Here is an 11,725-nt window from a genome sequence, read left to right as displayed (position 1 = left end):
GATTATATAAATTAAATAAAATTATAATAGACTTCTTTGGAAACTCTACTGCAATGGCCAATTTGCAGGCTGCGGCAGTGCTCGAATCCTCATGTACTCGATGTACACTCCGGTTCTGTGCGCTGGCGCAACCTACAACTTAGCTCCTTGCAGCGAGTTTCCAAAGAAGTCTAATATTTAAACAAATAAATTACTAAAATAACACTTTGCCTCTTTAACATCATCGTGTATTTGTTGAATCAATTTCTCAATAGACGAAAACTTAGCTTCATCACGTAATTTATGTAAAAAAATAACTTTTAGCATTTTGCCATATAAATTACCATTAAAATTAAATAAATGTACTTCCAAGACGTTGCGTTTACCATCAACGGTAGGCCTACATCCTAGATTAGCAACACCATTTATTATTTGGCCATTTTCATGTTGGACCTGAACACAGAAAACACCAGTGAAAGGTAAAGTTAAACGCCGTAGGTTTAAGTTTGCTGTAGGAATGCCCCATTCGCGCCCACGTTTCTGTCCTTGAATTACCCTGCCACAAAGACTATATGGCCTTCCCAGTAACGCTTGCGCTTCTTTTAACTGGCCTTGAGATAAAAGCGTTCTAATTTTAGTTGAACTTACACGTTGACCATCTAGAACATAATTAGAGAAAATATCGAGCGTACAATTAAACTTTTTAGTCATACTAGCTAATAAATTAATATCTCCCTGTCTACCTTGGCCAAAGCGAAAATCCTCGCCAACTAAGAGATATTTAGCTTGTAGTAAAGAAAAGAAATAAGTTTGAGCAAAGTCAATCGCTAACATATTGGCTAATCTTTGATTAAATTTGAGACAACAAAGATAATCAATTTGCGACTTTTGTAAGATTTCTATTTTTTCTCTTAAACTAGTTAAGCGTGCTGGCGCTTTTTCTTTACAAAAGAACTCACTAGGTTGAGGCTCAAATATTAGAACGACAGAAGGCAGCTTAAGTTTAAGGGCATTAGCTTTAAGCTTTGCCAAAAGCGCTTGATGTCCTAAATGTACACCGTCAAAATTTCCTATCGTCGCTACAGCCCCTGCTTTAAAGGCAGTTACTGAGTCTAAAACACGCAACAGCTTCATATGCTCTTTAATATAAAAGGTTGAATTATATCTAGTTTGTGTAACTATTCTTACTATCAAACAATTTAGCTATTCTCGCTTACCAAATGGTACGCTTTCATGACGGCATAAAAAGATTTGCCCTTTTACGTCGAAATTAAATACTTAAGGCCGGTCATCAACTTCGCGGCGCTGAGTGGGAAGAAAATCTTTTCTATCTAAGCCCATACCGACTGCTAGTGCCCCAGCTACATAGATAGAAGAATAAGTTCCTACGATAATACCTATTATCAATGCCAGAGAAAAACCGCGAATTGTCTCACCACCGTAAATAAAAAGAGCAACGACAACAAATAACGTAAGTAAAGAAGTCATAATTGTTCTTGATAACGTCTGATTAATAGAAATATTCATAATTTCTAGTGGCTCAGCCCGTCGTATTTTTACAAAATTTTCTCTAACTCTATCAAACACCACAATTGTGTCATTAAGTGAATACCCAATTACAGCTAATAGACCAGCTAGTGCTTTTAAATCAAACTCTATATTAAACAGAGCAAACACGCCTAGTATTAATACAGGATCGTGTATTAAAGCAACCGCAGAGCTAACTGCAAGCCTGTATTCAAAACGCATTGCAATATAAATCATGGTTCCCAATAAAGAAACAATAATAGCCAATGCACCTTTAGTCGCCAATTCTTCCCCTACTTGCGGACCTACAAAATCAACTCGCTGCTTGATTGCACCAGGGGGCATCGCGTTCATAACTTTATCAACTAAGACACTTTGCTCTTGATTCATTCGAGGAGCAATACTAATTAAAACATCTTTAGAAGTACCATAGCTAATTACTTGAGCTTCCTTAAAACCAGCTTGATAAAGATTATCACGAATCAAGGTCAGGTTAGCTGCTTCAGGAAAAGTGACTTCAATTTGTGTACCACCGGTAAAGTCAAGTCCCCACTTTAAGCCATTAACTAACAAAGCACCAATTGAGATAATGAAAATTAGGGCAGAAAATAAAGCTGTCCACTTTCTTGCCCCCATAAAATCTATTTTTGAATTTGGATTAAAAAATTCCATCTATTTCTCGCCTTAAATACCTATAGATAATTTTTTTATATTCCGTCCGCCATAGTACCAATTTACTATCGCACGTGTATAAGTAATGCTTGTTAACATTGAGGTTAATAGGCCTAATGATAAGATCACTGCAAAACCACGTACCGGTCCAGTTCCTATTGCAAATAACACAACGCCAACAATTAAGGTTGTCACATTAGCATCTATAATTGTCGAGAAAGCCCGATCATAACCTGCATAAATCGCAGCTTGCGGTGACATGCCATTGCGTAATTCTTCACGTATACGCTCATAGATTAAAACATTAGCATCAACTGCCATGCCTACTGTTAAAACAAAGGCCGCAATACCAGGCAGGGTGAGCGTAGTACCGATTAGTGATAATAATGCACTTAACAAAACAAGGTTTAGGAATAAACCAATATTAGCGACTAAACCAAAAAAACGGTAGTAAACTAACATAAGTATTATAATTAAACCCATGCCCACTTCTAAAGATATCATACCGCGGCGTATATTTTCTTTACCAAGTGAAGGACCAACGGTACGTTCCTCAACAGGATAAATAACTGCAGGTAAAGCGCCGGCACGAAGTAACAATGCTAAATTACTTGCTTCTTTTGAATCCGTTAAGCCTGTAATTTGAAAATTATTTCCTAAAGCATTTTGAATAACAGGTGCACTAATCACTCGCTCTTCACGCTGTGAAACGCGTTTTGTCACGCCATTTACTGTTTGTAGGGCTGTTTTCGTTTCTACAAAAACAATTGCCATTCGTTTACCAATATTCTCGCGCGTTATTTTGGTAAATAAACTTTCGCCGCCCCCACCAAGTTGAACTTGTACTGCTGGTGAAGCAGTTTGTTGGTCAAAACTAGAAACAGCGCTGGTAATTGAATCGCCACTTAATACAACTTGTTTTTTTAATAAAATTGGATGGCCATCCATCATATAAAGTTTACTGTTAACAGGAACAGCGCCTGTTTGCTTAGCAATTTGAGGATCATTTTCCTGATCGACAAGATGAAACTCCAACGTTGCAGTACCACCTAAAATTTGTTTTGCCCGCGCTGCATCCTGAATACCAGGTAAATCAACAGCTATACGAGTCGCCCCCTGTTGCTGAACAACAGCTTCACCAACACCTAGTTCATTGACTCGATTTCGCAAAATACTCATTGTTTGTTCGATGGTATTTTGTCTTATTGAATTAAGCTCAGCAGGTGATAAAGAAACTACTAACGTGTTTGTTTCTTTTAATTTATTAACAACAATGCCTGGTAGATTATTTTTAATTTCAAGAGCAGCATCATCAATTGCGTCAGGTGTACGGAATATAATATTGACGCCTTTATCTGGAAAATAACGGATACCTGCATAGCGTATTCCCTTCTCCCGTAAATCTTGGCCAATATTTTTCATTAAGCCTTCGTAGCGGCGATTTACCAAACTATCGACATCAACTTCAAGGAGAAAATGAACACCACCACGTAAATCGAGCCCCTGTTTCATAGGTTCAGCGCCAATCTTACTAAACCAATTAGGCGTAGCAGGTGCTAAATTCAAAGCAACTGTATAGCCTTGACCTAAACCTTTTTTAAGAACATCTTGAGCTAATAATTGTGTGTCGGTTGATGAAAATCTTATTTCAATACTTTCATTACTAGTAGCTATCGAGTTGTAATTTATTTTGGCTTCGGCAAGGAGATTTGCTACTTGCTGTTTAAGTTGCTCAACGTCTATTGATGTTTGAGAAGATATCTGGATAGCCGGATCCTCGCTATATAAGTTCGGTATAGCATAGATAAGACCAATTACAGCAACGATAACTAACGCTATATTTTTCCAAAACGGATATTTGTTATGCATCATAAGTCTAGTCCCTACCAGCTTAAAGGGCCTTAATAGTACCTTTAGGTAATACTGCCACAACAGCATTACGTTGAACGTTAATTTCTACACCCTCAGCAATGCTAATTTTAATAAATTGCTCATCTATATTAACTACTTTTGCTAATATACCTCCTGAAGTAACAATTTCATCTCCTTTTTTTAAATTACTTATTAGCTCACGATGCTCCTTTGCTCTTTTATTATTTGGTCTTATTATCATAAAATAGAATAAAACAAAAATAGCAATTAGCATTACCAAAGGGAATGCGCCCTCAGCCTGTCCTGTAGGCGCTGTTGTAGCTGCAGCCATTGCATCATTGATAAAAAAACTCATATTTGGTCTCCTCAAACTTGCCATTAGACCTTTTGCCTAATTTACTCTTCTTAAAATAGTAAAGGACTAAATTAAGGTACTGAACTTACAGTTAGTAAATAAGCACCACAAAATCCCTATAATCTCCTTATGACTTAAAGGGGGTAGATTAGGCAAAAGGTCTATTTTATCATTACCCTAAAAACATCAGGCAGAACAAAATTGCGTGACATCATATCGGGATTTTGCGCTGACGTAAATGAGCATCGACATAATTCAATTCTTTAATTTTGATTAATAAGATAATTTTGACAATAATAAACATTGTGTTGTATTAAGTAACGCTGTGCTAACAGAGGTGTTTGTTGCAATAAATGATGCAAATAGGCTCGCGTTAATTGCGCTTTACAAGTTTGGCATTGACAGTTGTCCTTAAGAGTTTGGTAATCTTGCTGAAGTTCTTGCTTAAGAATATTAATTTTACCCTCTTCATTATAAAACAGGCCTTGCATACCATCTTGAGCTGGTTGATTTGACTGAACACTATAATTGTTTTGTAGAAGAAGCTGCATTTCTTGTAATTGGAAATCACCTATAAGATAAAGCTTATTTTTAAAGCTTTGTAAACTTTTGTATAAATAGTTAAACGGCTGCTCAGTATAGCTACAATAATAACCTGTAACAAGTGTATCATCTATAGATTCTTCATGATGCAGGTAAAGCTCAAGGTCAGTTAAAAGAGGCTGCCAAAACTCTTTAAAGTATTTTGCACTCCCTACTGGAAGAAGTACCTTACTTGGCTTAAGTTTTTTAATTAGATGCGATAATTCGGACACAGAAATTTTCACAAGTTGGCCATCATAAGCAGAACGAATCTGATATATCCCTTCAGCATTCGTAGGACTTAATAAAGCATTTAAAACAATCTCACCAGGCCAAGAAATATAGTTTCGTAGATGAGTCAGTTTTTTTAAAACAGGCAATCCAGGCTTTACTAATAATTCATCTACTTGATAAGCAATTGTTCTAATACCAGTATTCTGCCAATTTTCAAACGTAAGGCAACTACCAGCGTGACTTGATAAGAGAGGAATATACTGACTTAAAGCGTTTTCTTGCATCTTAATAATCCATTTACAATAATAAACAAGCATCGCCGTAACTAAAAAAGCGATATTGTTTAGCAATGGCTTCCTTATATAAAGCCATTGTTTGACTGTAACCAATGAATGCGGCTACTAACATCAATAAAGTTGATTCAGGCAGATGGAAATTGGTAATTAAACCGTCACAAAGCTTAAACTCATAACCTGGATAAATAAAAATATCGGTTTCTTGTTTACCTGGTTTTAAATGCCCTTTTTGAGCAGCACTTTCAAGGCTACGCATTGAAGTTGTACCAACAGCAATCACCCGCCTACCTTGCGACTTAGTTTGATTAACAAGCTCACATAGTGATTCGCTAATATCATACTGCTCTTTATGCATTTTATGTTCAGTAATATTATTACAGCGAACTGGCCTAAATGTCCCGGCCCCTACATGTAATGTGCAGTAACCTACCTTTATTCCTTGGTCTTTTAATTGCGTTAAAACATAATCATCAAAATGAAGACCTGCGGTAGGGGCTGCCACGGAACCTTTATGCTTAGCATAGACAGTCTGATAGCGTTCTTTATCTCTAAGTTCATCAGGTCGCATTATATAAGGCGGCAAAGGAATATGGCCAATTTCTTCTAAAATAGTGTCAATGTTACCGTCCACATAACAGCGATAGAGATCATCAACTTTTGCAATTATTTGCACCTGCCAATTAGAATTTAGAAAAATAGTCATGCCCGCGCGAGGTGCTTTGCTCGCTTTAATATGGGTCAGAAAATGATGATCATCTTGAATACGTTCAATTAGAAACTCAACCCGCCCGCCTGTTTCCTTTACACCAAAGAAACGGGCTGGAATGACCTTAGTATTATTCAACACTAAAAGATCGCCAGACTCTAAAAGCTTGGGAAGATAACTAAACTGATGATGATTATAGGTCTGCTCTTGCTTATTATAAAGTAATAAGCGTGAGTCACGACGATTTTCTAAAGGGTATTGAGCAATAAGTTCCTCAGGTAAATCAAAATAAAAATCTTGCCTATTCATCAACCAACCTGTTAATCAAATTGGCCATATTATAGCCTTATCATCCCTGTTTAGCATCTTTTATCTGCTTTAACCCTTAAGGTATTTGCTGACTATAAATCCTTTGATGGCACTGCTATAATAATAGACTTCTTCGGAAACTCGCTATAGAGAGTGCAGTGCGAGGAGACACGGAGCGCAGAACCGGACGGAGTGTATACTTAAATTACATGAGGATTCGAGCACCGTATTGACGAAGCAATGCGCCTTTGTAGTAGAGTTTCCGAAGAAGTCTAATTTAATTATTATTGAGTATTAATTGTATGTTATCTCTACGCCAAGTTACCCTTTCACAAGGTAATAAAGTTTTACTTAAACAAGCCTCATTGGCATTGCATGAGAAACAAAAAATTGGTTTAGTAGGTAATAATGGCTGCGGTAAATCGAGCCTTTTTAGCTTAATTTTAGGACAGATTACTGCTGACGAAGGTGAGTGTCAGCTTAATCCTCAGTTACATATCAGCCATCTTTCTCAACAATTACCTGATAGTGAAGAAACAGCGCTAGATTTTATTCTTGCGGGCGATGAGGACTATTTTCTTTTACAACAACGCTTAAAAGAGGCGGAAGCTACTAAAAATGATGCGCAGGTACTTTCCTGTCATGAGCAACTAGGCCAAACAGGCGGCTATAGTAAACCTGCCAAAGCTGCAGCAATTATGGATGGCCTTGGCTTTAAATTTAAAGAGCAACAACAGCCAGTCAATAGTTTCTCAGGCGGCTGGCGCATGCGCTTAAGCCTTGCCCGTTGTTTGATGAACCCTGCAGATTTAATTTTGCTTGATGAGCCAACCAATCACTTAGATATGGAAGCTATTTTCTGGCTTGAAAGATGGCTTAGACAAAGTCCTAGCAGTATTATTGTTATTTCTCACGACCGTGAATTTCTTGATGCGTTTGTAACGCATATTCTTCATATTGAGCAACAAAATACCTTTCTTTATACAGGTAATTACAGTAAATTTGAACAGGCACGCGCGCAAAAGCTAGCTCTACAACAGGCAACGTTTGTAAAGCAGCAAGATAAAATTAATCATTTGATGTCTTTTGTTAATCGTTTTCGGGCTAAAGCGACAAAAGCAAAGCAAGCACAAAGCCGACTTAAAATGATTGAAAAGATGGAAGTTATCGCGCAAGCACAGGTCGATTCACCCTTTTGCTTTGAATTTTTCCCATGCCCTAAAGCGACCTCTTCTCTTATTCGCTGCGAGCAGGTCACCGCTGGTTATACAGCAAATACGTCCGTTCTAGAGCAAATTAATTTAATAATTAATTCAGGCGCACGGTTAGGGTTATTAGGACCTAATGGGGAAGGAAAATCAACATTAATTAAAACGCTTACAGGAAATCTTTTGCCTCTTAAAGGTGAGATTTTATCCTCTGCACACTTAAAAATTGGTTATTATGCTCAACACCAGTTAGAAGAATTAAACCCCAACTTAAGCCCACTTGAAACAATTCAAGCGCTCTCCCCTACTGCAACTGAGCAAAGTATTCGCGATTTTTTAGGCGGCTTTAATTTTATAGGCGATATGGCTGTCAATGCTATTCATTACTTTTCGGGTGGTGAAAAAGCACGCTTAGCCTTAGCTAAATTAGTTTGGCAAAAACCTAACCTCTTACTACTTGATGAGCCGACTAATCATCTTGATTTAAGTATGCGCTCTGCAATAGAAATTGCCTTACAAAGCTATGAAGGTGCTTTAATTTTAATTTCTCATGACAGACATCTTCTGCGCAGTGCCGTTGATGAGTATTATTTAGTTTACAATAAACTAGTACAGCCCTTTAAAGGTGATTTAGATGATTATTTTATTTGGCTATCTGATAAAACAGCTCGAAAAAATCAAGTAGCTCAAGAAAACACAAGCAATAATCTTTATAAAGAACGTAAAAACCTGCAAAATAAGTTGAAAAAACTCGAGCAACAAACTTCTAACTATCAACAGCGCTTAAATTCATTACAAAACGACTTAGCGGATGAGACACTTTATACAGGCAATAACTCTACAAAACTGCAGTCTCTTTTAAAAGAACAACAAGACGTTAAGAACTATTTACAGCTTGCCGAAGAAGAATGGTTAAATATTGCATCTCTATTAGAAGAAATGAGTGAATAGGCTTAACTTATTAACTTTATAGCGCTAAACTAAGCCCTTAAGTAATCGCATAAAAGATAAACTTCTTCTTAATCGCTAAAGCGCTAAATTAATTACTCAACATAAAAAGAACTGAGATAAGACTCTATATGTTATATGAAATTTAGCTTTGTAGATGTTTTGAGTTTAAATAAATAACATACTAGCTATTTTTAATTTACTCAGTTAGATTTGCACAAATACATTTAATATTATATTAAGTTTATTAAAGTAAATTTAGCTTTTTTTAATTTCTCTCTATAACTGATGAATTTTAAATCTAAAACCGAAGCTTATTCTTATACTCTTTCTCTGTTGCTAGAAACTAAGCAGGATTTAAATAAAAAAAGAGTAAATTCAAATTATGAGATTGCTCTTAGCGAATGCATTGAAAAAGTAAAAATAGCTCTAGAAAATTATGAGCAAGAACCAATAGTGGTTGCAAATTATCTTAAGGATCTTGAAGCGACAGGTTCTTTATTATCAATAGATAAAAAATTGCAATATTTATTTAGCAGGCTGCAGGTAGATTTACCAGCAAATAGCTATCAGCAAACTGTAGAAGAAAAATATCAAAATCCGTTAGCGCGGCGATTAGAGTCAGAATTAAGTATTGCTCTTTTGTTAAACCCAACTCAAGCGATGATGTATACTGTAGGACGAGTCTCAGGCGAGTTACTTAAAGTAATTGATGACTTAGAAAAAAGCGGTGACTTTACGCAACAACGATTAGATAAATTTAATGAGCAATCTAACGTTATCGCATTCGGCGCTTTTAAACAATCACCGTCCTTAGATGAAATAAAAAAAATATTAAAGGAAAATAATCCTAATCAGCTTATTGAGATAATGGGTATTCATTTTAAATTTATGCTCAATTTAATACGTGAAATACCCCTAAGACAAGCGCCAGCAAGAAAACCTGTAGGAAAATTGGCTGAGATAATCGCACAATTTTGGCAAGGGGAGCCTAAAACATTTTTTTCAGAAGGTTTAGCTAAAGAGGGAAAAGAAGGTTGGCAGACGCGCGCTTATATCTCAGATATTCATATTTATAAATCTAAATTATTTACAGTAACCCGTGATCGAGGAAGAGCGGGCCAGTTTGATAAAACTCGTACACAACAATTAGGTCTTTTGTTGCAAAATCAAGAGCAATTTGCTGTTGGACTGCCAACCCACTCTTCCTCATGGGCAGCTGATTGCAAAAGTCAGCCGGCAGATTATAGTTCTCCTTATGTGCTTGATTTAATAGAAAACGATGCCGTGTATGTTGCCGGCCCTTCAGGTATGGCCAGCCTGCTTTTAGCTCAGATGGAAATGTTAGCTAACTTTGAGAATGAAGAATTAAAAAAGAATTATTTATCAGCAATAGTTGCTTATATTGTTGGCGGTGGATTTCATAGTATTCATGAGGTAGTAGGCCCTGCAGCAGATTCTTTAGAGCTTGTGCCTGGCTATAATATTACAGCCCCTAAACCTAAACATTTAGCGCCTCCCCCTAATTATCATCAATTTTTTGCTCAGCAAGCAGTAGTTGATCCAGAATTTGCTGGACGTCGTGAACTTGGATGGCAAAATTATTTAGCCTTTTTTAATCATCATTATGCACCTTATTATATTGAAGATTTTCAAAGTATGCACTTTCGAGAAGAGAATTTATCCATACATAATACTAATACGGGATATAAGGATAATTCTATTAAAGGATCTTACCAAAAGAAACTTTTGCCTACTTTAGGTGTTAATCAAAAGAATAATTTAAATCTAATACAAGAGAGTGCACCTGATAGCTTAAGAATAGGGTTAAACACGCTCTTAAAACAAACGCTGGATTTAAATATTTCTTCGACCTCTAATGCATCAATAGGTGACTATGATTACAGGCCTAAGTGATAAACTAAATAATAAGCTTACTATTTACCTGGGATACTTATTAGGTTTTATCTTCTCTGCGAGTTTGTGCTTATTTATTTCTTCAAAAAATGTAATAGCTCTTTAGCTGCTTCCTGCTCCGCCCTACGCCGGTTTGATCCAGAGCCAATTGTGCTTTTAGCAATTCCGTTTACTGTACAAGAAATATAAAAAATCTGCTCATGCTCTTCACCCTCTATTTTAAGTAGAGTATATTCAGGTAAAGGTTTTTTCCTAGCTTGTAGAAATTCTTGTAATTGTGTTTTAGCATCCTTTAAATTTGTCTGTAATTCTTTATTTTCTAAACGAGAAGCATATAATTTAAGAATAAGGCTTTGACAAGCTTCCATTCCGCCATCTAAGTAGACCGCTGCAAACACAGCCTCGAGTGCATCAGCCAAGATAGAAGCACGACGAAAGCCACCACTTTTTAGCTCACCTTGACCGAGGAATAAATAATCTCCTAGCCCTAGTTCTGCTGCAATTTCAGCAAGTGTTTCTCCCTTTACCAAGAAAGCACGTAACCGACTTAACTGACCTTCGCTCTCTTGGCCAAAGCGATTAAAAAGTGCATGAGCAATAACAAAACTTAGGATGGAATCTCCTAAAAATTCAAGCCGCTCATTATTTGCCGTACTAGCACTACAATGAGTTAAAGCTTGCTTTAAGTAAGCTATGTTTTTAAACTGATAATCTATTTTTCGACAAAGTCGAGCTAAATCAATGGGAACCAACCGTAACCTCTTGTGACTCGTTAAAATTAAATAAAAGTTTTATATTAGAAATAACTGGCCTTATAACATCATATTTGACCGTTACAAGATAACGATTTTCCTGATCAGTTGGTGTGACACTTATATTCTCAGCAGGAATATCATTGATCCCATTAATATAAAGTTGATTCATTAACTTTTGTTTTAACGTACCAGCATCTACGGGCTCATCATCTTTTATATTACCTAACGCTTTAATCGAACTCTTAACTTCATAATTTTGAATGTACACAGGCACTATACGCATAACTAGAATACCAATTAGTACAATTGCTATTGCCGTAAGCAGAAAGCCAATCAAGGTAATCCCTTTTTGTTTATTCATTGTT

Annotated in this window: 10 protein-coding genes; 2 read left to right on the top strand and 8 right to left on the bottom strand. The window is 36.4% G+C overall.

Annotated elements, in window-relative coordinates; genetic code table 11:
* Positions 1-177: 177 nt before the first annotated feature.
* From ribF to queA, 6 genes are all read right to left on the bottom strand, one after another.
* Positions 178-1,113: a bifunctional riboflavin kinase/FAD synthetase gene (gene ribF / locus ACQUW5_RS08080; protein WP_444990722.1), complete on the bottom strand. Its 936-nt coding sequence runs from the start codon at positions 1,111-1,113 to the stop codon at positions 178-180.
* A 144-nt stretch (positions 1,114-1,257) separates the two neighbouring features.
* Positions 1,258-2,178, bottom strand: a complete 921-nt coding sequence (secF, locus tag ACQUW5_RS08075) for a protein translocase subunit SecF (RefSeq protein WP_444990721.1) — start codon at positions 2,176-2,178, stop codon at positions 1,258-1,260.
* A gap of 12 nt (positions 2,179-2,190) precedes the next feature.
* A complete protein-coding gene (gene secD / locus ACQUW5_RS08070; protein WP_444990835.1) occupies positions 2,191-4,047 on the bottom strand; it encodes a protein translocase subunit SecD in 1,857 nt (618 codons plus the stop codon).
* A gap of 22 nt (positions 4,048-4,069) precedes the next feature.
* Positions 4,070-4,405 carry a preprotein translocase subunit YajC gene (gene yajC, locus ACQUW5_RS08065; protein ID WP_444990719.1) on the bottom strand — a complete coding sequence of 112 codons (336 nt, stop codon included), beginning with the start codon at positions 4,403-4,405 and terminating at the stop codon, positions 4,070-4,072.
* Between the two features lie 263 nt (positions 4,406-4,668).
* Positions 4,669-5,505, bottom strand: a complete 837-nt coding sequence (locus tag ACQUW5_RS08060; protein WP_444990718.1) for a hypothetical protein — start codon at positions 5,503-5,505, stop codon at positions 4,669-4,671.
* Positions 5,506-5,518: 13 nt separating this feature from the next.
* Positions 5,519-6,532: a tRNA preQ1(34) S-adenosylmethionine ribosyltransferase-isomerase QueA gene (queA, locus tag ACQUW5_RS08055; RefSeq protein ID WP_444990717.1), complete on the bottom strand. Its 1,014-nt coding sequence runs from the start codon at positions 6,530-6,532 to the stop codon at positions 5,519-5,521.
* A 302-nt stretch (positions 6,533-6,834) separates the two neighbouring features.
* On the opposite strand from queA, the gene ACQUW5_RS08050 reads away from it, so the two are divergent.
* Positions 6,835-8,691, top strand: a complete 1,857-nt coding sequence (locus tag ACQUW5_RS08050) for an ABC-F family ATP-binding cassette domain-containing protein (protein WP_444990716.1) — start codon at positions 6,835-6,837, stop codon at positions 8,689-8,691.
* 285 nt (positions 8,692-8,976) lie between these two features.
* Entirely contained in the window at positions 8,977-10,605 is a 1,629-nt protein-coding gene (locus tag ACQUW5_RS08045; RefSeq protein ID WP_444990715.1) for a hypothetical protein, read from the top strand.
* A 74-nt stretch (positions 10,606-10,679) separates the two neighbouring features.
* On the opposite strand, the gene rnc is transcribed toward ACQUW5_RS08045, so the two are convergent.
* Positions 10,680-11,348: a ribonuclease III gene (gene rnc / locus ACQUW5_RS08040; RefSeq protein ID WP_444990834.1), complete on the bottom strand. Its 669-nt coding sequence runs from the start codon at positions 11,346-11,348 to the stop codon at positions 10,680-10,682.
* Entirely contained in the window at positions 11,344-11,721 is a 378-nt protein-coding gene (locus ACQUW5_RS08035; protein WP_444990714.1) for a DUF4845 domain-containing protein, read from the bottom strand. Before ACQUW5_RS08035 ends, rnc begins: the two co-directional genes overlap by 5 nt.
* Positions 11,722-11,725 lie beyond the last annotated feature (4 nt).

It is taken from the genome of Legionella pelazae (assembly GCF_052527395.1).
Note: the sequence above shows the minus strand (reverse complement) of the source record. Positions and strands in the feature narration are given on the sequence as shown.

Coding starts and splice junctions, on each gene's coding strand:
- ribF (WP_444990722.1), bottom strand. CDS start 1,113: ATGAAGCTGTTGCGTGTTTTAGACTCAGTAACTGCCTTTAAAGCAGGG.
- secF (WP_444990721.1), bottom strand. CDS start 2,178: ATGGAATTTTTTAATCCAAATTCAAAAATAGATTTTATGGGGGCAAGA.
- secD (WP_444990835.1), bottom strand. CDS start 4,047: ATGCATAACAAATATCCGTTTTGGAAAAATATAGCGTTAGTTATCGTT.
- yajC (WP_444990719.1), bottom strand. CDS start 4,405: ATGAGTTTTTTTATCAATGATGCAATGGCTGCAGCTACAACAGCGCCT.
- ACQUW5_RS08060 (WP_444990718.1), bottom strand. CDS start 5,505: ATGCAAGAAAACGCTTTAAGTCAGTATATTCCTCTCTTATCAAGTCAC.
- queA (WP_444990717.1), bottom strand. CDS start 6,532: ATGAATAGGCAAGATTTTTATTTTGATTTACCTGAGGAACTTATTGCT.
- ACQUW5_RS08050 (WP_444990716.1), top strand. CDS start 6,835: ATGTTATCTCTACGCCAAGTTACCCTTTCACAAGGTAATAAAGTTTTA.
- ACQUW5_RS08045 (WP_444990715.1), top strand. CDS start 8,977: ATGAATTTTAAATCTAAAACCGAAGCTTATTCTTATACTCTTTCTCTG.
- ACQUW5_RS08035 (WP_444990714.1), bottom strand. CDS start 11,721: ATGAATAAACAAAAAGGGATTACCTTGATTGGCTTTCTGCTTACGGCA.